Source organism: Actinacidiphila acidipaludis (assembly GCF_019890725.1).
In the GTDB taxonomy this organism is placed as follows: domain Bacteria; phylum Actinomycetota; class Actinomycetes; order Streptomycetales; family Streptomycetaceae; genus Actinacidiphila; species Actinacidiphila acidipaludis.
In genome coordinates this window covers 1-22240 of record NZ_JAINZZ010000037.1, presented here as the reverse complement: position 1 = coordinate 22240, position 22240 = coordinate 1, and the positions used below count along the sequence as shown (strand labels likewise).

Genomic DNA, 22240 nt, shown 5'->3' with positions numbered 1-22240 from the left:
GCACCTCGGAGCGGGCAGGGACTCAGGACGAAGCAGGACGACGGAGAGGGACGGCATATGTGCGGAATCGTCGGATACATCGGCAGGCGCGACGTCGCGCCACTGCTGCTGGAAGGTCTGCAGCGGCTGGAGTACCGGGGCTACGACTCGGCCGGCGTCGTCATCAGCGGGAAGTCCGGCGACCTCCGCACGGTCAAGGCCAAGGGCCGCGTACGTGAGCTGGAGGCGCGGATCCCCAAGCGCTTCGCCGGCACCACCGGCATCGCCCACACCCGCTGGGCCACCCACGGCGCCCCGAGCGACGAGAACGCGCACCCCCACCTGGACGCCGAGGGCACCGTCGCGGTCGTCCACAACGGCATCATCGACAACGCCTCCGAGCTGCGCGCCAAGCTGACCGTGGACGGCGTCGTCTTCGCCTCCGAGACCGACACCGAGGTGCTCGCCCACCTGATCTCCCGCTCCGAGGCGGACACGCTGGAGAAGAGGGTCAGCGAGGCGCTGCGCGCGGTCGAGGGCACCTACGGCATCGCCGTGATGCACAAGGAGTTCCCCGACCGGATCGTGGTGGCCCGCAACGGCTCGCCCGTGGTCCTCGGCATCGGCGAGAAGGAGATGTTCGTCGCCTCCGACGTCGCCGCGCTGGTCACCCACACCCGCCAGGTCGTCACCCTCGGCGACGGCGAGATGGCCACCCTCAAGGCCGACGACTTCCGCACCTACACCACCGAGGGCTCGCTGACCACGGCGACGCCGACCACGGTGGAGTGGGAGGCCGAGTCGTACGACATGGGCGGCCACGACACCTACATGCACAAGGAGATCTCCGAGCAGGCCGAGGCGGTCGACCGCGTGCTGCGCGGCCGGATCGACGACCGGTTCGCCACCGTGCACCTGGGCGGCCTGAACCTGGAGCCGGGCGAGGCCCGCCGGGTCCGCCGGATCAAGATCCTCGGCTGCGGCACCAGCTACCACGCGGGCCAGATCGGCGCGCAGCTCATCGAGGAGCTGGCCCGGATCCCCGCGGACGCCGAGCCGGCCTCGGAGTTCCGCTACCGCAACCCGGTGGTGGACCCCGACACACTGTACGTCGCGGTCTCGCAGTCCGGTGAGACCTACGACGTGCTGGCCGCCGTGCAGGAGCTCAAGCGCAAGGGCGCCCGCGTGCTGGGCATCGTCAACGTGGTGGGCTCGGCCATCGCCCGTGAGGCGGACGGCGGCACCTACGTGCACGCCGGGCCGGAGGTGTGCGTGGTCTCCACCAAGTGCTTCACCAACACCGTGGTGGCCTTCGCGCTGCTGGCGCTGCACCTCGGCCGCATCCGGGACCTGTCGGTGGCCGACGGCAAGCGGATCATCGACGGCCTGCGCCGGCTGCCCGGGCAGATCGACGAGATCCTCAAGACCGAGCCGGAGATCAAGCAGCTCGCCAAGCAGTACGCGGACGCCAGGTCGATGCTCTTCATCGGCCGGGTGCGCGGCTACCCGGTGGCCCGCGAGGCGTCGCTGAAGCTCAAGGAGGTCAGCTACATCCACGCCGAGGCGTACCCGGCGTCCGAGCTCAAGCACGGCCCGCTGGCGCTGATCGAGCCGGCCATGCCGACCGTGGCGATCGTGCCCGACGACGACCTGCTGGAGAAGAACCGCGCGGCGATGGAGGAGATCAAGGCCCGCAGCGGCCGCATCCTCGCTGTCGCCCACCAGGTTCAGGAGAAGGCCGACCACACGATCGTCGTCCCGAAGAACGAGGACGAGCTCGACCCGATCCTCATGGGCATCCCGCTGCAGCTCTTCGCGTACCACACCGCGCTGGCGCTGGGCCGGGACATCGACAAGCCGCGGAACCTGGCCAAATCCGTCACCGTCGAGTAGTCGCCGGAGCCGGATCCGTCACCGTCGAGTAGTCGCCGGAGCCGGACGGTACGAGACGGGCCCCGCCGATCGGCGGGGCCCGTCTCGCGCGTGGGCCGTAGCGGGCGCGGGCTTCCGGGGAATCGCACGGACGAATCGCGCGGACGAATCGGGCGGACGTCCAGGGTCAGGGGATGACGACCACGGGCCGCTGGGCGCGGCGGGCCAGCCGGCCGGCGACCGAGCCGAAGATCCGGCCGACGAGGCCGTGGGTGCCGCCGACCACGATCGCGTCCGCCTCGTACTCCCGGCCGACCTCCTCCAGTTCGTGGCAGATGTCGCCGCCGCGCTCCACCAGCACCCAGGAGATCTCCGCCAGGTGGTCGGCGCAGGCCAGTTCGAGGCCGAGCACCTCGGTGCGGTGGTCGGGGACGTCCACGAAGACGGGGGGCTCGCAGCCCGCCCAGACGGTGGCCGGGAGGCGGTTGGCCACATGCACGATGATCAGCGCGGAGTGCGTTCTGCGGGACATGCCGATGGCGTACGCCAGGGCGCGCTCGCTGGAGAGGGAACCGTCGAAGCCCACCACCACGCCGTGCCGGAAGGCAGGGTCGCACGCGTGGTGCAGCGCTGGGGCCTCCTCGGGCAACGCCGACTCGGCGAGCGGCCTGCCGTCGGCGGGCTCGGGAAAGTCATGACCGGCCATGATGCGGATTCTCGGCGAGGGCGGCGCTGACGCGCCGAGCAGCGGACAGGACGGTTCGTGCGGGTCGGGCCGCCGCAGCAGCCGGTTTCGGCCAGTTCGCCACTTCCCGTCCCACTCTCTCCAGGGTACGGCCGTGGGATCCGCCTGCACAGGCTCAGCGGGCCCCTCATGCGTCTCCGTACCCGGAGTTCCCAGGAGAATGCCGGACCCCGGCCCGGAGTGCAACGCCATCACGCCAACCCGTGGCACGGTTCGGCGCATCGGCGCACCGCGGGGGCGCATCACAGACCCCCGGCCGGGCGCCTCCCCGGCGAGGTCAGGGCGCGGGCGGCGGGCCCGCGGCGGCCACGGGGACGACCCCGCAGGACAGGACGACCGGAGAGCGGACCGCCGGCGGACTCCCGGACCGCACACCACCGTTGCAGGCTCCGGCGCATCCGGTGGCGCACTTCGCGCCGGCCGACCACCCGTGCGATGATTTTCGGCCAACTTCCCTTTCTCGCACTGCTGTTGGAGCCCGCACCGGCTAACACCTCCGCGACCTGCGGTTCTACGATGCACATCGGCTCCGGACGGCGCGTCAGGCGTCCGCCGGGGCCGGTGCGACGCGAGGCGTACTTCCCAGCGGGCTCCGTGAGTGAAACGCTTCGTGATCGAATGCTTTACGCCACGTTGTCTTGTCGACTTAGCGTCAGATGTGGAAGTTGTCACTAACGTCCCACCTGGCACAGTAGATTTGATCATGAGGCGGCTGCGCCCAGAAGACGGGGGAGCACGTGCAGGACCGAGGGCACGACGCGTCGATACGAGGGGGGCTAGAGCTCCATGAGCCAGGAGTCCGGTTCCGGTACGGCGACGGACACTTCGTCGCAAGCACCATCCGCATCGCCTCGCGCCATCCGTAAACTCTCCGCGCGGCGCCGGCCCGAGGTCGTCGCGGTGCTGCTCTTCAGCGGTGGCCCGATATTCGAGAGCTCCATACCGCTGTCGGTGTTCGGCATCGACCGCCAGGACGCCGGCGTGCCCCGCTACCGGCTCCTGGTGTGCGCCGGTGAGGAGGGCCCGCTGCGCACCACCGGAGGCCTGGAGTTGACCGCTCCGTACGGCCTCGAGGCGCTGTCGCGGGCCGGCACGGTCGTCGTGCCGACGTGGCGCTCGATCTCGCAGGCGCCGCCGCCGGAGGCGCTGGACGCGATCCGCCGGGCGCACGAGGAGGGCGCCCGCATCATCGGCCTGTGCACGGGCGCGTTCGTGCTCGCCGCCGCCGGACTGCTGGACGGCCGTCCGGCGACCACCCACTGGATGTACGCGCCGACGCTCGCCAAGCGCTACCCGTCGGTGCACGTCGACCCGCGCGAGCTGTTCGTGGACGACGGCGACGTGCTGACCTCCGCGGGCACCGCCGCCGGCATCGACCTGTGCCTGCACGTGGTGCGCACCGACCACGGCACGGACGCGGCGGCCGCGCTCGCCCGGCGGCTGGTGGTGCCGCCGCGGCGCGCCGACTGGCAGACCGGGCAGCGGCACCTCGACAGGTCTTTACCGGAGGAGATCGGGGCCGACCCGCTGGCCGAGGTCGTCGCCTGGGCGCTGGAGCACCTCCACGAGCAGTTCGACGTGGAGGCGCTGGCCGCGCGCGCCTACATGAGCCGCCGCACGTTCGACCGCCGTTTCCGGTCGCTCACCGGCAGCGCGCCCCTGCAGTGGCTGATCACCCAGCGGGTGCTGCAGGCGCAGCGGCTGCTGGAGACGTCCGACTACTCGGTGGACGAGGTCGCCGGCCGGTGCGGGTTCCGCTCCCCGGTGGCGCTGCGCGGGCACTTCCGGCGGCAGCTCGGGTCCTCCCCCGCCTCGTACCGGGCCGCGTACCGGGCCAGGCGGCCGCAGGACGAGCCGGACCGGCCGCTGCCGTCCCCGGAGATCCCGGCGCTGCGCCGCGGCCCCGTGGCGCAGATCCTGGCCGTCCCCGGCAAGGGCGACGGCGAGGCGTACGCGCGGGTGCCGGACCAGCCCGGGCGGGGCGACATGACGGACGGCCCGGGACGTACCAGGCTGCGGACCGCGCGGGGGCTCGGCGCCGCACTGCCCGGCCCGCGTGATCGACCCGTAGGGTGAGACGCATGAACGACCGGATGGTGTGGATCGACTGTGAGATGACCGGCCTCTCTCTGGCGCATGACGCGCTCATCGAGGTGGCCGCGCTCGTCACCGACTCGGAGCTGAACATCCTCGGCGAGGGGGTGGACATCGTGATCCGCCCGCCCGCCGAGGCGCTGGAGTCGATGCCGGAGATCGTCCGGCAGATGCACACCTCCTCCGGACTGCTGGACGAGCTGGCCGGCGGCGTCACCATGTCCGAGGCGGAGAAGATCGTCCTGGACTACGTGCGCGAGCACGTCACGGAGCCGCGCAAGGCCCCGCTGTGCGGGAACTCGGTGTCCACCGACCGCGGGTTCCTGGCGCGGGACATGCCGACGCTGGAGCAGCACCTGCACTACCGGATCGTCGACGTGTCCTCGATCAAGGAGCTGGCGCGCCGCTGGTACCCGCGGGCGTACTTCAACAGCCCCGAGAAGAACGGCAACCACCGGGCGCTGGCGGACATCCGCGAGTCCATCGCCGAGCTGCGCTACTACCGGGAGGCGGTCTTCGTGCCCGCGCCCGGCCCGGACACCGACACCGCGCGGTCGATCGCCGCGCGGCACGTGGTGCCCGCGGAGAAGCCGGCCGGCGGCGCCGCCCACTGAGGACGGCCGCGGCCGCGCTCCCGGGCGCGGCCGGCCCCTCCCCCGAGGGATAGGCGGGCGTCCGCGGACGCCCGCCGGTGCCGGGGCACGACACCGCCCGGCACCACGCGAAAAGCTGTGCGCGACCACCCCTCGCCACCCTGTACACTTTTTCAGGCGGCGCCACCCCGGCAGGGAAAGCGCCGCTGATGGTGGGTGTAGCTCAGCTGGTAGAGCACCTGGTTGTGGTCCAGGATGTCGCGGGTTCGAGTCCCGTCACTCACCCCATACGATCAAGCCCCGGCCTGCGCGAGCAGCCGGGGCTTCGTCGTTCCCCGGGGGCGCCTGCGGCAAGGCGACAGCGGCCGTGCCCGCCACGGCTTCCGGGGCCACCGGCCCGGCAGCGGTCGTGGGCACGGCGCTTCGGCCTGACAGCGGACAACGGTCATGCTCAGCCTCCGGCAGCCCCGGGCACGCCGCAGGCCCGCCCTCCGCACTCTCCGCGGGGGCGGGCCTGCGGGCCCGGGAAAGGGTGGGCGGCGGGCCGGGGGCAGGCAGGGCCGACCCGGGTCATCTCCCCGCCGCCGCCCGTTCCCGGGGGCCGGGGCCGCCGTTCTCACGCGTGCCGGCCGGGCGGCGGGAACCGCCCGGCCGGGACGTCACGCGTTGAACAGCAGCGCGTACGCTCCCATGGCCATGGCGATGTCCGCCTGGGCCCAGAAGCGGTGGTAGGTGAAGGACGGGGCCGCGCCTCCGCTGAGGTACGCCTGCACCTTCGACCAGTTGGGGTCGTTCTTGTAGAAGGACCGCAGCTCGAGGAAGGTCGAGTTGCTGTCGATCTTGTCGCCGTTGGGCATGGTCCCCGTCCAGCCGGACGGGATGTAGACCGGGTCGTTGAACCGGCTGTAGTCGGTCCGGGTCTCCGGCGTGGCGATGCCCAGCGGGTCCTGGTAGTTGTTCCACATGCCGTCGAGCAGCTGCTTGGCCATGGTCTTGGCGGCGGTGCTGCCGGACTTGGCGGCGTAGTAGGCCAGCGTCTTGGCGTAGGCCGCGGTCACCCCGAGGTCGTTGCCGTACGCGGACACCGTCACGTGAAGACCCGTGTTGGCGCCGGGGCTCGACGGGTTCCAGGTATCGGGCTGGCCGGACCACTGCAGGTCGGACGGGATCTTGAAGGTGCCGTCCGCGTTGATGGTGGTCTGCGACATCGCCCAGGTCACCCACTTGTCGAGGATGGCCTTCGCGGTGGCGTTGCCGGTCTGCTGGTAGTACTCCGCGACGCGCTCCATCGACCAGGCCTGCATGCCGAACCACTGGTTCGACGGCGGGTCGTGGTAGACGGGCTCCCAGTCGTACGCCATCCCGTAGAAGGTGGACGTGCCGGCCGGGGGCTGTTCGTACGCGCCGTTCCAGCTGTTGGTGGCGCCGCCGGCGATCGCGCCCTCGCTCGACTGCAGCCAGCGGTAGAACTCCAGCTGCCGCGACAGGCTGGTGGTCCAGTCCGCCTTGCCGGTGGCCGACTTGGGGGCCATCGCCGCGTCGTTGGTCAGCGCGTAGGCCGCCAGCGGGTTCTGGTAGCCGAAGTGCGACGCGCCGTCGCCGATGCGCCAGGCCCAGCCGCCGCCGGAGCCGGACGAGCCGCCCCAGGCGTAGTACCAGGACAGCAGGTAGTGCTCGCTGTCCTTGCCGGTGCCCGCCGCGCAGGTGCTCGGGCTGGTGCAGTTGCCGATCTTCTTGAAGTACTTGTCGAAGAACGAGTACCGCAGGTAGTCGCCCATCTTGCCGGCCTTGGCGACGGTGGCCGCCACGTCCGCGCTCTTGCCTTGCGCCTTGGCCCAGGTGTCGGCCCAGTAGGCGGCCTGGATCGCGCGCGCGTCGGCGTCGGGGGCGTCGGTGTACTTCCACTGCTGGGCGTAGCTGGAGTCCCCGGTGAACAGGTCCAGGTAGCCGTTCTTGCCGCCGTACTTGAAGGCGTCACAGGTCGGCTGCGGCACCGTCTCCCACACCGACTCCTGCGCGCCGCGCTGGAAGGTGTTGATGTACGACGGTCCGGCGGCCGTCGGGCCGAGCTCGCAGCCGCCGCCCGGGGTGTCGCCGTAGCCGTAGACGTTGTCGACGTCCTCCAGCCAGTGCATGCCGTAGATGTCGTCCGTGCCGTAGGCCGACTTCAGCTCCGCGGCGATCGGGTCCACGCCCACCTTGACCGAGCTGTCGAGCTTGGACGGGTAGTCCGAGGGCAACGGGTGCTCGGGGGCGTAGGTGGCCGGTGAACTGGCGTTGTAGAAGGAGTTCGTCGGCTGGTCGGCGTGGGTGGGGATCATGTACTTCTCCATGGTCCCCCAGGCCCCGTTGAACTTGCTCCAGTCCTGGGTGACCTCGCCGTACATGGCCTGCAGCCAGATCATGTACGAGTACGCCTCGGAGGTCGTCTCGTGGCCGTAGTCCGGCGCCTCGACGATCAGTGTCTCCACCGAGTGGTACGGAATGCCCTGCGGCGAGAAGTAGCCGTTCGCCGGGTCGGTGATCTTCCCGTAGAGCGACAGGAAGCGCGCGTTGTAGTCGCTGGTCGCGCCGATCTCGGTGACCGTGACGTCGGCCTTGGCGTAGCCGGTCGCGGTGGCCGAGAAGGTCGCCGTGCCGGTGCCGGAGGCGTCGGCCGCCACCGTGACGTTCTGCGCGGTGCTCCAGTTGCTCGGCGTGAAGGTCAGGCTCGCGCCGGACTGCACGCTCAGGCCGGTGTTCCCGGAGCTGCGGGCGACCGCGACCGTCACGTTGGACGACGGCGCCGCGGACAGCTTCACCCCGAACGTCCCGGTCTTGCCCTGCTGCACCGAGACCTGCGCCGGTGAGGCGACGACGGACGGCCCGGCGGCGACGTGCACGCCCACCGGGGTGGACTCGCCGGACGCGCCGAGGCTGTCGTACGCCTTGGCGTAGACCGAGTAGTCACCGGCGGGCACCGCCGACCAGTTGAGGCTGTAGGGCGCGGTGGTGTCGGTCCCCAGCAGCGTGGTGTCGCTGTAGAACTCCACCTTGGTGATCGTGGCGCTGTCCGCAGCGACCGCGGTAGCGGCCAGCGGGATGGTGGCGCCCGCGGTGTAGGTGGCGCCGGCCGACGGGCTGGTCAGCACGGGCAGCGGCGGCTGGTGGGCGCCGCCGCAGACGGTGCCGTTGACCGCGAACCCGGTCGGCGCCGCGTTGGTGCCGCTGTAGCCGAAGTTGGCGCTGGTGGAGGCGTTGCCGCCGGCCGGGATGGTCTTGGCCCAGTCGGGCGCGACGACCGTGACGTTCTTCCCGGACTGCGACCAGGTGCCGTTCCAGCCGTTCTGCAACGTCTGGTTGCCGGTGTAGGAGTACGTGAGCGTCCAGCCGTTGATCGCCGCGCTGCCGAGGTTGGTGATCTTGGCGGTCGCGGTGAAGCCGGAGCCCCAGTCGTTCGTCGAGTAGTCGACGCTGCACTGCAGCGTGTCGGCGTGCGCGACCGGCCCGCCGCCGGCGGCCGTCATGGCCAGCGGGACGGCGAGCGCCGCCGCGAACGCGGTCGCCAGCTGTCGCAGCCGCTTCCTGAACGGTCTTCCTCTGGGCATGCGAGAGGTCCTCCTCGCGGTTCTCGGTGGGGGGATGCCAGAACTTGCGCTACTGAACCAGTGGGAGCGCTCCCACAATCAAGGCGGGATGAAGGACTGTCAAGAGCTGCGCCCCAAGAGCATGTTCATGACTTGTCTGCAGGGGTGCTCTCCCGTCATTCACCGGGCATTCCCACGGATGTGATGCCTTCGGGACCCGAAGCGATGACACAGGCCCTCTACCGAGCGCGGGCAGGGGCCGCTATGGTCTGGCGCGGACCAGTGGGAGCGCGTCCACGAGTTGTATCCCCCCACCCCCCCACTCACCCCCCACTCACCAGGAGTCGCACATGCGACGACGCACGCGCACCGCGGTGTTCGGCACGGCCGCGGCGACCACCGCGGCGGCCGCTGCCGCACTGCTGCCCACCTTCGGCGCCACCGCCTCCGGCGCCGCCCCCGCCTGCGCGGTCGCGTATTCCGTGACCAACCAATGGGACGCGGGATTTCAGGGCAACGTTGTCATCACCAACAACGCCGCGCCCACGTCCAGTTGGACGCTCACCTTCGACTTCGCCGGTGGCCAGAAGGTGACCCAGGGCTGGAACGGCACCTGGACGCAGTCCGGCACGGCCGTGACGGTGGCGTCCATGTCCTACAACGGGACCATCGGCACCGGGGGCACCGTCAGCGCCGGCTTCCTCGGAAGCTGGTCCGGCAGCAACCCGGTGCCCACGACGTTCAAGCTCAACGGCACGACCTGCAACGTGGACGGCACCACGCCGCCGACCACGCCCCCCACGACCCCGCCGACCACACCTCCGACCACGCCCCCGACCGCGCCGCCCGGCGGCGGCGACACCGCTCCGCCGAAACTGCACGTGTCCGGCAACAAGCTGGTGGACTCCACGGGCAAGCAGGTCCTGCTGCACGGGGTGAACCGCTCGGGCACCGAGTTCGCCTGCGCCCAGGGCAACGGCATCTTCAACGGGCCGGTCGACGACGCCTCGATCAACGCCATCCAGAGCTGGAAGGGCGTCACCGCGGTCCGCGTCCCGCTCAACGAGGACTGCTGGGAGGGGCTGTCGTACGTGCCGGCGGCCGACGGCGGCGCCAGCTACATCGCCGCGGTCACCGACTGGGTCAACCGCCTGGTGGCGCACGGCATCACGCCGATCGTCGAACTCCACTGGACGCACGGCACGTACACCGGCAACTCGGCGGGCTGCTCCGACGTCAACGCGACCTGCCAGAAGCCGATGCCGGACGCCCAGTACGCGATCCCGTTCTGGACCAGCGTGGCCGACACCTTCAAGAACAACACCTCGGTCGTCTTCGAGATGTTCAACGAGCCCTACCCCGACCGCGCCACCTCGACCACCGAGCAGGCGTGGACGTGCTGGCGGGACGGCGGCACGTGCCCGGGCATCGGCTACCAGGTGGCCGGAATGCAGAGCCTGGTCAACGCGGTCCGCGGCACGGGCGCCCAGAATGTCATCCTGCTGGGCGGGCTGGCGTACTCCAACGACCTGACGGGGTGGCTGGCCCACGAGCCGACCGACCCGACGGGCAACCTCGGTGCGGTCGTGCACGTCTACAACTTCAACACGTGCTCGTCGTCGTCCTGCTGGGACTCCCAACTGGCCCCGGTCGCGGCGAAGGTGCCGCTGGTGGCCACCGAGATCGGCGAGAACGACTGCGCGCACGGCTTCATCGACACGTTCATGAACTGGCTCGACGCCCACCAGCTCGGCTATCTGGGCTGGACCTGGAACAACTGGGACTGCAGCTCGGGCCCGTCCCTGGTCTCGGACTGGAACGGCACGCCGACCAACTTCGGCATCGGGTTCAAGAACCATCTGGCATCGTTGAACTGAGTTGAACTGAGTCGAACTCAGTCGAACTCAGTTGAACCGACCTGACGACGGCCCGGCGCGATCCGGGCCCCCAGGACCGGGGCGGTCCCGTGCATGGATGGCGTGCACGGGGCCGTCCCTTCGTGTTGCCCGCGTGAGCTGGGACGCAGGGGCGGCGGTGCCCGTTCGGGACTCGAAACGACCGAGGCGCCAACAGGCCAGTCTGGAACAACTTATTGACGGGACTCTGTGGCGCTTGTAAACATCACCTCGCCAGAGAGCGCTCTCATGTGCGCTCCCGGTCTCCATCACGGACCCCCACCCGGTTGAGGAGTTCACATGTCAGGCAGCACATCCCCGGTGGTGCGCCGACGGCACGGCAGGCACGACAGATCCCGGCCGTATCTGATCCTCGGTCTGCTCTGCGCCCTGCTGGCGGGCATCGCGCTCACCGTCACCGCCCAGAACCCGGCCGGAGCGGCCGGGACCCTGCTCTCCCAGGGCAAGCCGGCCACCGCGTCCTCCACCGAGAACGCCGGCACCCCCGCCTCGGCCGCCGTCGACGGCGACACCGGCACCCGCTGGTCCAGCGCCTTCAGCGACCCCCAGTGGCTCCAGGTCGACCTCGGCTCGACGCAGGCGATCAGCCAGGTGACCCTCAACTGGGAAGCCGCGTACGCCAAGTCGTTCAAGATCCAGACGTCCGCCGACGGCACGAACTGGACGGACGTCTACTCGACCACCACGGGTGCCGGTGGCGTGCAGAACCTCGCCGTAAACGGTTCCGGCCGCTACGTGCGGATGTACGGCACGGCCCGCGCCACCACGTACGGCTACTCCCTCTGGGAGTTCCAGGTCTACGGCGGCACCGGCCCGACGCAGGGCGCCTGCGGCACGGACAACGCCGCGCTGAACCGGCCCGCCACCGCGTCCTCCAGCGAGAACGCCGGCACCCCCGCCTCCGCGGCCGTCGACGGCAACACCGGCACCCGCTGGTCCAGCGCCTTCAGCGACCCGCAGTGGCTCCAGGTCGACCTCGGCGCCTCGCAGGCCGTCTGCGGCGTGACCCTCAACTGGGAGGCCGCGTACGCCACCGCGTTCAGGATTCAGACGTCCGCGGACGGCTCGAGCTGGACGGACGTCTACTCGACGACGACCGGCACCGGCGGCGTCCAGAACCTGACGGTCTCCGGCACCGGCCGCTACGTCCGCGTCTACGGCACGGCCCGCGCCACCACCTACGGCTACTCCCTCTGGGAGTTCCAGGTACACGTCCCGGCCGGGTCCACCACCCCGCCGACCACGCCCCCCACCACCCCGCCGGACTCCTTCTGGGGTGACACCAGCAAGATCCCGGCCGCGAGCAACGTGATGGAGATCGCGGTCCTGAACCGGACGAACGGCCAGTACCCGGACAGCCAGGTGTACTGGAGCTTCAACGGCCAGACGCACTCCATCGCCGACCAGCCGTACTTCGACATGCCCGCCAACTCCTCGGGCCGCATGTACTTCTACCTCGGCTCCCCGGCGAGCCAGTACTACGACTTCATCGAGTTCACCATCGGCCCGAACGTCTTCAACGGCAACACGACCCGCGTCGACGCGTGGGGCCTGCCGCTGGCCATCCGCCTGCACTCGCACTCCGGCCAGGACGTCCAGCTCGGTGACAGCCAGGACCTCTTCAACACCAGCCGCGACCAGGTGTTCCAGCAGTTCCAGAACGCCGTCCCGCAGCAGTTCAAGGTGCTGGCCCAGACCCAGGCGCCGTACCGCATCATCGCCCCCGGCAGCGACCCCAGCTTCCGGGCCGGCGGCGCCAATGCCAACTACTACACCGCGTACGCCAGTTCGGTCGGGGTGAACGAGCCCACGTCCAACATCTTCGGCTGCGCGGGCAGCCTGGCCGGCAACCCGTCGATGTGCGCGGCGCTCAACCGCCACACCGCGACGCTCCCCGCCGACCAGCAGCAGGACCCGACGAAGTTCTACTCGGGCGACCCGGCCAACTGGTACGCCAAGTTCTGGCACGACCACGCGATCAACAAGCTGGCGTACGGCTTCCCGTACGACGACGTGGCCGGACAGGCGGCGTACACCTCCCTGCAGAACCCCCAGTGGATGGAGGTCGCCGTGGGCTGGTGAGCCCGCGCCGCCTCAGGGGAACGTGAGCCATTTTCCCTCCCCCCACCGGCCGCCGGGCCGGGACCACCGCGGTCCCGTCGCCCGGCGGCCGTTCCCTTATTGCGTTGCCGCCGTCCGCGGTCGCGGGCAGGGTGGCCCGAATGAGTACCGACGACGAAGCCGCACGCCAGGCCCACGGCGTGACCGACCTGTTCTCCCACGGCCGCCTGACCTCCGTCCCCCGCCGCCCGGCCCGCCGCGCCCAGCTCCTGGCCTACCTCGCGGCGAGCCTCTTCACCGGCGGCCGCGTGTACACCGAGCAGGAGGTGAACGAGGCGCTGGCCTCCGTCCACGACGACACGTCGGCGCTGCGGCGCTATCTCGTCGAGGAAGGGTTTTTGGGGCGTACGCGGGATGGGGCGGTGTACCAGCGGTTGCGCTGAGGTTTTATGTCGGCATGCGGGGACCATCGTGCCCGGGTTCTTTTGGGCCGGGGGCCGGGGGCTCCGGGGGAGGGGTCCGAAATCGTATATTTACGGCCGTGCGGGTTTTCCGTTTTCGTACCCTCTTGTCGGCCACAAATATACGGCAGCATTTCGGACCCCTCCCCCTGCGCCCCCGGCCCCCTCCGTCGTGCGGAGCGATGGCGGGAAGGCGGGGACAAGGGGAGGGGAGAGGGGAGAGGGGAGAGGGGAGAGGGGAGAGGGGACAGGGCGGGGCAGGGCGGGGGATCGGCTGGAGTCAGAGGGGGCGCCAGGCGGTGCCGCCGGTCCAGTGGTGGCCGGCGGAGAGGTGGGCGAGGACGACGCGCTGGATGGAGGTGCGCGGGGTCAGGCCGGCCGGATCGGCTTCCGGGTCGCCGAAGACGAAGCCGAGGACGGACGCGTCATCAGGTTCGGCGGCCGGGTGGGAAGGCGTCGGATAAACGAGGGTGAAACGGCGCTGGAAAGCCAGGATGCGGGAATCCGGTGGCAGGTGGACCGCGAGTTGCGGGTCCAGGAGCCAGGAATGGCAGATGGCCACCGCATGGGTCTCGCCGGGGAAATGGCGGGGGAAGAACGCCCGGGCCCGGTCGAAGGAGGCGTCGCATTCCCCCGGGTCGAGCGGACCCGTGAAGTCGGGGACGTGGACGTTGAGGACCAGAGTCCCGGGCCCTTCGGCGACGCCGGCGTCGGCGAGCAGCCGCCCGCTCCTGCCGCCGAGGAGGACCCGTTCGAACTGCAGCCGGCCGAGCTGGTAGAGGACGCCGCGGAAGTGGCGTGCCAGCCACCGGGTGTTGGCAAGGCCCGGGGTGCCGTGACGGCGCTGGTGGACCGCCAGGTGGCGGCCGACGTCGGCGAGGGTTCGGCGGCTGATCTCCTCCGGCACGCCGATGCTCCGGTGGTACGCGACGGTGTGCGGCCGGGTCGCGGCGAGGACGAGCAGGGTGAACCACCGGTCGGGGGACGGGAGGGCGTCGAGATCGGGGCCGAGTTGCGGGCCGCCTTCGGGGCCGCCGCCCACCACGCCCATGTCCCGGACGAAGTCCCGCACAGCCCCGCTCAGCAGAGCTGCGGCCTCCTCGTCCCGGGCGAGCCGTTCCGCCGCCGCCAGAACGCCGTTGATCTCCGCATACGGCACCCCCAGGTCCACCAGCGTCTCCGCCAGCACCCTCCCCCGCGGCACCCCCGCCCCTTCATCCCTCACCCGCGCCACCCTAGTTCCCCCACCGGAGTCCCCATCCCCCGGCCCGGCCCCCGCGCACCCGCCGCCCCGAACCCTGAGCTCTGAGCCCCGAGCCCCGAGCCCCGAGCCCCAAAGTCCCGAACCCTAAAGCCCCCATCCGGTCGTCAGACCGAATCGCGCTGGACCAGCTCCGTCGCCAGCACCACATGCCGCCGGACCGACGCCCGCTCGGCGATCTCCTCGAGCAGGACGCGGGCCATCGTGCGGCCCATCTCCTCGGTGGGCTGGCGGACACTGGTGAGCGCCGGGTCCATGTGGCGGGCGATCGCCGAGTCCTCGAAGCCGACGAGGGCGACGTCGTCCGGCACGCGGCGGCCCTCCTCGCGGAGCACCGCGCGGGCGCCGGCCGCCATGACGTCGGAGGCGGCGAAGACGCCGTCGATGCCGGGGCGGCGGGCGAGGAGTTCGCGCATGGCGCGGCGGCCGCCCTCCTCGGTGAAGTCGCCGCGGGCCACGAGGTCGTCGTCGGCTCCGAGACCGGCGGCCTCCACGGCCTGGCGGTAGCCGTCGAGGCGGCAGCGGGCGACGTACATGTCGGTGGGGCCGGTGATGGTGGCGACCTCACGGCGGCCGCGGGCCAGCAGGTGGGCGACCGCGGCGCGGGCGCCGCCGACATTGTCCGCGTCGACGTAGGAGACGGACTCCAGGTCGCTGCGGCGGCCGTTGAGCACCGCGGGCATCTCCAGCTGCTCCAGGAGGTCGGGCAGCGGGTCGTCCTCGTGGACGGAGACCAGGAGGACGCCGTCGACGCGGTGGGCGGTGAGGTACTGGGCGAAGCGGGACCGCTCCTTGGGGGTGCGGATCAGGGTGAGCAGCAACTGCATGTCGGTGTCGGCGAGTTCGGCGCCGATACCGCGGATGATGTCGGAGAAGTAGGGCTCGGCGAAGAGCCGGGTCTCGGGCTCGGGGATGACGAGCGCGATCGCGTCGGTGCGGTTGCCGGCGAGCGCGCGGGCGGCGCGGTTGGGCACGTAGCCGAGCTCCGCGATCGCGGCCTCGACCGCGGCTTTCGCGCGGTCACTCACCCTGGGCGAGCCGTTGATGACGCGCGAGACCGTGCCGCGCCCGACCCCGGCGCGTACGGCCACCTCTTCCAGGGTGGGCCGTCCGCTGTGCCGCCCGTTCATGGCCACTTCCGCCTCCCGCTGCTTCCCGCTGCGCGCCACCTTAGCGCCCGCCCCGTCCCGCGTCCGACAGCGCGTGAGAGCGCTCCCACGATACAAGCCCCAGGCAGGCCGCTCCGTTCAAGAAGTGACGCCCGCTTCGCCCCGGACACGTTCCGGCAACGAAATGGACTTCACATCTTGACACTGACCCCTCCGAGGCGTGAATGTTCCGGAAAGCCTACGTGGGAGCGCTCCCACAAGCGCCCCTCGCAACGGCCCCAATCCGAGCACCTTCCCGGGGACGCACCACCCGCACGCTGACCCACCCTGACAAGGAGAGTGGAATGCGCACTTCCGGCAGAACCCGCAAGGCCGCCGTCATCGCGGTCGCGGGTCTCGCGACCTGCGCGACCCTGATCACCGGCTGCAGCAGCAGCAGCGACTCTGGCAGCAAGGGAGGGTCCACCTCCTCCTCGAACGAGCAGATCACGCTGCACATCGGTGACTTCGGGTCCTTCGGCTACGACGACAAGACGGGCGCCAAGCTCTTCTCGGAGTACGAGGCCCTGCACCCGAACATCAAGATCGTCGAGGACAACGTCTCCGACGGCCAGCAGTACTGGGACTCCCTCAAGCTGCACCTGTCCCAGAACAGCGGCCTGGACGACATCCAGGCGATCGAGATCGGCTACATCGCCGAGGCGATCCAGCCCAACCTCGCGTCGAAGTTCGAGGACTTCAAGACCGTCAAGGGCTTCAACGTCGACGACTGGGTCAGCTACAAGGAGAAGGAGGCCACGACCTCCGACGGCAAGGTGATCGGTGTCGGCACCGACATCGGCCCGACGGCCGTGTGCTACCGCTCCGACCTGTTCAAGCAGGCCGGTCTGCCGTCCGAGCCGGACAAGGTCGCGGCGCTGTGGCAGGGCGACTGGTCGAAGTTCGTCTCGGTCGGCAACCAGTTCAAGCAGCACGCGCCGGCGGGCGTGGCCTTCACCGACTCGGCCGGCGGCCTGTTCAACGCGGTGCTGTCGAGCCAGCCCCAGCAGTACTCCGACTCCAGCGGCAAGCTGGTCTACACCACCAGCGCCGGTGTGAAGACGGCGTGGGACCTGGCCTCCCAGGCGATCCAGGACGGGCTGACCGCCAAGCTGCAGCAGTTCGACTCCAACAACACCTGGTCGGCGGCGTTCAAGACGAACAAGTTCGCCACCGTGGCCTGCCCGAGCTGGATGCTGGGCCAGATCTCCAGTAACGCGGGCCCGGCCAACAAGGGCAAGTGGAACATCGCCCAGCCGCCGCAGGCCGGCAACTGGGGCGGTTCGTTCCTGGCGGTGCCGAAGTCCGGCAAGCACGTGGCCGAGGCGACCGCCCTGGCGCAGTGGCTGACCGCCGCCGCCCAGGAGGTCAAGGTCTTCCAGAAGTTCGGCAACATCCCGTCGAACAAGGCCGGTCTGTCCGACCCCGCGGTGCAGAGCGCGACGAACGACTACTTCGGCAGCACTCCCGCCCCGATCGGCAAGATCTTCTCCACCACCGCCAACAGCATCCAGCCCGCGCCGATCGGCCCGGACGACGGCACGGTGAAGGACATCATCACCAAGAACGGCCTGCTGGACATGGAGCAGCGCGGAACCTCGAAGGACAAGGCCTGGTCGAACGTCCAGGCCCAGGTCAAGGACAAGGTCGGCGACGCCAGCTGACCTCGCTCGGGGCCGCCCGGCAGTGACTCCCACCTGCCGGGCGGCCCGCGTTCCGCTGTTCATCCCCGTGTGAAACCCGCTGAATCCCTACGGGAAGGACGCCACTCGTGGCCACCTCCGTCAGGGCGACGTCGGACGGCGGCCCGCCGCCCTCCGGAACCGCCCCCCGCCCGCCCGGCAGGCGCGGCGCACCCGCCTCCTCCTCCGGATGGCGCTCCCGGCTCTACCGGCTGGACACCAAGGCGTCGCCGTACGCGTACATCGCTCCCTTCTTCCTCTGCTTCGCCGCCTTCGGCCTCTTCCCGCTGATCTACACCGGCTGGCTCTCGCTCAACGAGGTCCAGCTCGGCGGTCACGCCAAGTGGGTCGGTTTCGACAACTACACGTCGCTGTGGGACAACGAGTTCTTCTGGAAGGCGCTGCGCAACACCTTCACCCTCGGTGTGATCTCCACGGTGCCACAGCTCCTGATGGCCCTGGGCCTGGCGCACCTGCTCAACTACCGCCTGCGGGCGCGGGGGTTCTTCCGCGTGGCGATCCTGGCGCCGTACGCGACGTCGATCGCCGCCGCCTCGCTGGTCTTCGTCCAGCTCTTCAACCCCGACTACGGCATGATCAACCAGCTGCTCGGGCACGTGGGCGTCGACCACGTGCAGTGGGCGTCGTCGAAGTGGCCGGCGCAGATCGCCATCTCCACGATCGTCACCTGGCGCTGGACCGGCTACAACGCGCTGATCTACCTGGCCGCGATGCAGGCGGTCTCCGCGGACCTGTACGAGGCTGCGGCGCTGGACGGCGCCTCGCGCTGGCGGCAGTTCATCAGCGTCACCATCCCCTCGATCCGGCCGACGATCTTCTTCACCATCATCGTGTCCACCATCGGCGCGACCCAGCTCTTCGGTGAGCCGCTGATCTACGGCGGCGGCGTCGGCGTCACCGGCGGCACCGACCACCAGTACCAGACGCTGAGCCTGTACATGTACGACAAGGGCTGGCAGGTGGGCGAACTCGGCCAGGCGTCCGCCGTGGCCTGGGTCATGCTCCTGATCCTGCTGCTCATCGGGGCCGTCCAGCTGCTCGTCATCCGGTCCAACCGACGGAAGCTCGGAGGCTGACCCATGGCACAACTCACCGAGCCCGTCGCGTACCCCGGTCCCCGGCACTCCAGCACGCCCCAGCGCCGGACGCGCCGGCTGCGGGCGGGCGGCGCGGGCCAGCAGAACAAGGGCGGCCCGCTGGCCTACCTGTTCCTGATCGTCGCGACCCTCGTCTCGCTGTTCCCGCTGTACTGGACGGTGGTGGCCGCCTCGCGCACGGACACCGAGCTGGTCACGCCGCCCACGCCGCTGCTGCCCGGCAGCCACCTGATCGACAATCTGAAGATCGTCTGGGACCAGGTCGACATGACCAAGGCCCTGATCAACTCGACCATCGTGGCCGGGTGTGTGGCGCTGAGCACGGTGCTCTTCTCCACGCTCGCCGGTTTCGCCTTCGCCAAGCTGCGGTTCCGCGGCCGCAACGCGCTGCTGACGATCGTGGTCGCCACCATGACGATCCCGCCGCAGCTCACGGTGATCCCGCTCTACCAGATCATCACCAACGTCGGCTGGGTGGGCCATCTGCAGTCGGTCATCCTGCCGTCGCTGGTCGCCGCGTTCGGCGTGTTCTTCATGCGGCAGTTCCTCTCCGAGGCGCTGCCGATCGAACTGATCGAGGCCGCCCGGGTGGACGGCGCGCACAGCCTGCGGATCATCTGGCACGTGGTGTTCCCGGTGGCGCGGCCGGCCATGGCCGTGCTCGGCATGCTGGTCTTCGTCCAGTCCTGGAACGACTTCTTCTGGCCGTTCATCGCCCTCAGCCAGCAGAACCCGACGGTGCAGGTCGCCCTGGCCGGCGTCGGATCCGGCAACCACCAGATCGACCACGCCGTCGTGGTGTGCGCGGCGCTGGTCGCCACGCTGCCGCTGCTGCTGGTCTTCGCGGTGCTGGGCCGGCAGATCGTCAGCGGCATCACGGCGGGCGCCGTGAAGAGCTGACACCCCCGTGTCCGCGGCCGCACGCACGCCCCTCCCCCGCGCCTGCGGCCGCCCCGCACCCCCGCTGCCGCCCCTGCTCCACGCGGCCGCTGCCCCGCCTCCCCCCGGCGGCCGGCCGCCGGGCTCCGCCTGCCCGCCGCGCCGGCACCTCCCCCCCCCTCTCACCCCGACGACCCCCTGATTCCCGTGGAGTCCCCGCATGACAGCTGTCCGTTCCGAGAGTGCCGAGCTCTCGCAGAGCCCGGCCTCGTATCGCTTCCCCCCCGGCTTCGTCTGGGGGGCGGCCACCGCCGCCTACCAGATCGAGGGCGCCGCGGCCGAGGACGGCCGCACCCCTTCGATCTGGGACACCTTCAGCCACACGCCCGGCCGCGTCCACAACGGGGACACGGGTGACATCGCGGCCGACCACTACCACCGCTTCCGCGACGACGTCGCCCTGATGGCGGACCTCAACCTGGGCGCCTACCGCTTCTCGGTGTCCTGGTCGCGGGTGCAGCCCACCGGCCGCGGCCCGGCCGTGCAGCGCGGCCTGGACTTCTACCGCCAGCTCGTCGACGAGCTGCTGGAGAAGGGCATCACGCCGGTCGCCACCCTCTACCACTGGGACCTGCCGCAGGACCTGGAGGACGTCGGCGGGTGGACGGTGCGCGACACCCCCGAGCGGTTCGCGGAGTACGCCTCCATCATGGCCGGCGCCATCGGCGACCGGGTGCCGTTCTGGACCACGCTCAACGAGCCCTGGTGCTCGGCCTATCTGGGCTACGGCTCCGGGGTGCACGCCCCCGGCCGCACGGACCCCGAGGCCGCGCTGAAGGCCGCGCACCACCTCAACCTCGCCCACGGGCGCGGCGTCGCGGCGCTGCGCGCGGCGCTCCCGGCCTCGGCGCAGACCTCGATCACGCTGAACCTGCACCAGATCCGCCCGCTCAGCACCTCGCCGGCCGACCTGGACGCGGCCCGCCGGATCGACGCGGTCGGCAACCGGGTGTGGCTCGGCCCGATCCTGGGCGGCGCCTACCCCGAGGACCTGCTGGCCGACACCGCCCACCTCGTGGACTGGAACCGGCTGGTGCGGGACGGCGACCTGGCCGAGATCTCGCGGCCGATCGACCTGCTGGGCATCAACTACTACACGCCGACGCTGGTCTCGGACGGCAGGGCGGACCGCGAGGGGCCGGCCGCCCCGCGCAACGACGGGCACGGCGCCAGCGACCACTCCCCCTGGCCGGGCTCCGAGCACGTGGCGTTCCACCTGCCGCCGGGCGAGACGACCGCGATGCGCTGGGCGGTCGACTCCAGTGGGCTGTACGACCTGCTCATGCGGATCAGCCGCGAGCACCCCGGGCTGCCGATGATGGTCACCGAGAACGGCGCGGCGTACGACGACTACATCTCGCCCGAGGGCACCGTCAACGACCCGGACCGGATCGCCTATCTGCGCGGCCACCTGTCGGCGGTGCACCGGGCGCTGGCCGACGGCGCCGACGTCCGCGGGTACTTCCTGTGGTCGCTGATGGACAACTTCGAGTGGGCGTACGGCTACAGCAAGCGGTTCGGCGCGGTCTACGTCGACTTCGGCACGCAGCGCCGGATCCCCAAGCAGAGCGCCCACTGGTACGCGGCGGTGGCGCGCGACAACGTCCTTCCGGACGTCCCGGAGGAGGACGGGAAGTCCTGAAGGCACGGTGAAAGGAGCGGTGCGGCAGTTCGAGGGTGCTGCCGTACCGCTCCTTTCCTCTTCCGGGCCCCTTTCGGGCCTCTCCCGCTCATCCCGCGTATCCCGCTTCTGCCGCTTCTCCCGCGCTCCTCTCCCGTGGGGGTGGGAGAGGAACGCGGTGCCCGCCGGCCGGGCCGCGCGTCAGCGGCCGTACGCGGCGAACGCCTGGGAGAAGGCGCCGGGGCTCTGCACCACCGAGCTGCAGCTCGCGTCGGCCCAGCTCTGGGCGCCGCCCGCGCACTGCTTGTCGCGGGTCGCCGACCACATCGACAGCCAGGCCAGTCCCTTCGACCTGGCGAAGTCCACCAGCTTGGCGGCGTCCGCCACGGTGAACGTCTCGCTGCTGACGTCGTTGACGCCGATCATCGGGGTGACGGCGATCTTCTGCCAGGCGGCGGTGTCCGACAGCCCGAGCACGCTCTTGACCTGGGCCTGCGTGGCGGTGGCGCCGTCGATCGCGTACTGGCCCATGTCGCCGTCGAAGGACGAGCCGTAGTCCATCGCCATGATGTTGACGGCGTGCACGTCCACGCCGTTGCTCTTGGCGTCGGACAGCAGGTTGATGCCGTCCTGGGTGAGGCCGGTGGGCATCGCGGGCAGGGTGAAGGACACCTCCAGGCCGCTGTGGGCGCGCTGGAGCTGGGCGATGGCCTGTGCGCGGCGGGTGTTGGCCGCGGTGTCGGGCAGCGCCCCGCCCTCGACGTCGAAGTCCACCTTGGTCAGCTTGTACTGGTCGACGGCCTTGCCGTAGGCGGCCGCCAGGTCGGCGGCGCTGGAGCAGGCCGCGGCCAGTTCGGTGCCGTTGGCACCGCCGAAGGAGACCCGGACGTCGCCGCCGGCCGCCCGGACCGCGCCGATCTGCGCGGCGACCGCGTCGCTGCCGAGGTCGGTGACGCCGCCCCACTTCGGGGTGCAGCCGCCGCCGGACACCACGAAGGCGAGGTTGAACTGCTTCACCCCGTTGGCCTTCATCGCGCCGGTGAGGTCGTACGCCGGGTACAGCGAGGTGTCGACGTAGGGGGCGAAGCCGCCGCCGGAGGACGAGCCGCCGCCGGTGGGGGTGGTGGGCGTCGCCGTGGGGGTGGGCGTGGCGGTGGGCGTGCGGGTGGGGGTGGGCGTCGCGG

Annotated in this window: 15 protein-coding genes and 1 tRNA gene; 11 read left to right on the top strand and 5 right to left on the bottom strand. The window is 70.8% G+C overall.

The genetic code is table 11. The features are described 5' to 3' along the window. Positions 1–57: 57 nt before the first annotated feature. The gene (gene glmS / locus K7862_RS24675) at positions 58–1872 is read left to right on the top strand and encodes a glutamine--fructose-6-phosphate transaminase (isomerizing) (protein ID WP_222966206.1); all 1815 of its coding nucleotides are present in this window, start codon (positions 58–60) and stop codon (positions 1870–1872) included. A 166-nt stretch (positions 1873–2038) separates the two neighbouring features. Here glmS and K7862_RS24670 read toward each other — a convergent pair whose 3' ends face one another. After that, entirely contained in the window at positions 2039–2557 is a 519-nt protein-coding gene (locus tag K7862_RS24670) for a universal stress protein (protein WP_222966204.1), read from the bottom strand. Positions 2558–3382: 825 nt separating this feature from the next. Here K7862_RS24670 and K7862_RS24665 point away from each other — a divergent pair. From K7862_RS24665 to K7862_RS24655, 3 genes are all read left to right on the top strand, one after another. Continuing rightward, entirely contained in the window at positions 3383–4672 is a 1290-nt protein-coding gene (locus K7862_RS24665; protein ID WP_222966202.1) for a GlxA family transcriptional regulator, read from the top strand. A 5-nt stretch (positions 4673–4677) separates the two neighbouring features. Next, positions 4678–5304: an oligoribonuclease gene (orn, locus tag K7862_RS24660; RefSeq protein WP_222966200.1), complete on the top strand. Its 627-nt coding sequence runs from the start codon at positions 4678–4680 to the stop codon at positions 5302–5304. Positions 5305–5495: 191 nt separating this feature from the next. Beyond that, positions 5496–5571 (top strand) — tRNA-His (locus K7862_RS24655). Between the two features lie 371 nt (positions 5572–5942). On the opposite strand, the gene K7862_RS24650 is transcribed toward K7862_RS24655, so the two are convergent. Continuing rightward, the gene (locus K7862_RS24650) at positions 5943–8870 is read right to left on the bottom strand and encodes a glycoside hydrolase family 48 protein (RefSeq protein WP_222966198.1); all 2928 of its coding nucleotides are present in this window, start codon (positions 8868–8870) and stop codon (positions 5943–5945) included. Between the two features lie 329 nt (positions 8871–9199). Here K7862_RS24650 and K7862_RS24645 point away from each other — a divergent pair, with 329 nt between their 5' ends. From K7862_RS24645 to K7862_RS24635, 3 genes are all read left to right on the top strand, one after another. Beyond that, positions 9200–10726 (top strand): cellulose binding domain-containing protein, encoded by a 1527-nt coding sequence (locus K7862_RS24645; protein ID WP_222966196.1) that lies wholly within the window; start codon positions 9200–9202, stop codon positions 10724–10726. Between the two features lie 318 nt (positions 10727–11044). Next, positions 11045–12847, top strand: a complete 1803-nt coding sequence (locus K7862_RS24640; protein ID WP_222966194.1) for a discoidin domain-containing protein — start codon at positions 11045–11047, stop codon at positions 12845–12847. Positions 12848–12987: 140 nt separating this feature from the next. Then, the gene (locus tag K7862_RS24635; protein ID WP_222966192.1) at positions 12988–13269 is read left to right on the top strand and encodes a DUF2087 domain-containing protein; all 282 of its coding nucleotides are present in this window, start codon (positions 12988–12990) and stop codon (positions 13267–13269) included. Positions 13270–13567: 298 nt separating this feature from the next. Here the strand turns inward: K7862_RS24635 and K7862_RS24630 are convergent, their stop codons facing one another. Together K7862_RS24630 and K7862_RS24625 are read right to left on the bottom strand one after the other, a co-directional pair. Beyond that, positions 13568–14512 (bottom strand): acyltransferase domain-containing protein, encoded by a 945-nt coding sequence (locus K7862_RS24630; protein WP_308012160.1) that lies wholly within the window; start codon positions 14510–14512, stop codon positions 13568–13570. 143 nt (positions 14513–14655) lie between these two features. Continuing rightward, positions 14656–15678, bottom strand: a complete 1023-nt coding sequence (locus tag K7862_RS24625) for a LacI family DNA-binding transcriptional regulator (RefSeq protein WP_222966190.1) — start codon at positions 15676–15678, stop codon at positions 14656–14658. A gap of 323 nt (positions 15679–16001) precedes the next feature. On the opposite strand from K7862_RS24625, the gene K7862_RS24620 reads away from it, so the two are divergent. The 4 genes from K7862_RS24620 (at position 16002) to K7862_RS24605 (ending at position 21077) form a co-directional block, all read left to right on the top strand. Next, positions 16002–17360, top strand: coding sequence for an ABC transporter substrate-binding protein (locus tag K7862_RS24620; protein WP_222966188.1), 1359 nt, complete (start codon positions 16002–16004; stop codon positions 17358–17360). Positions 17361–17467: 107 nt separating this feature from the next. Continuing rightward, positions 17468–18475, top strand: coding sequence for a carbohydrate ABC transporter permease (locus K7862_RS24615; RefSeq protein WP_222966186.1), 1008 nt, complete (start codon positions 17468–17470; stop codon positions 18473–18475). Positions 18476–18478: 3 nt separating this feature from the next. Then, the gene (locus K7862_RS24610) at positions 18479–19396 is read left to right on the top strand and encodes a carbohydrate ABC transporter permease (RefSeq protein ID WP_222966184.1); all 918 of its coding nucleotides are present in this window, start codon (positions 18479–18481) and stop codon (positions 19394–19396) included. Positions 19397–19595: 199 nt separating this feature from the next. After that, positions 19596–21077 (top strand): GH1 family beta-glucosidase, encoded by a 1482-nt coding sequence (locus tag K7862_RS24605; RefSeq protein WP_222966182.1) that lies wholly within the window; start codon positions 19596–19598, stop codon positions 21075–21077. A gap of 180 nt (positions 21078–21257) precedes the next feature. Here K7862_RS24605 and K7862_RS24600 read toward each other — a convergent pair. Further along, on the bottom strand, positions 21258–22240 hold a 983-nt coding region (locus K7862_RS24600), incomplete at its 5' end, for a chitinase (RefSeq protein ID WP_222966180.1).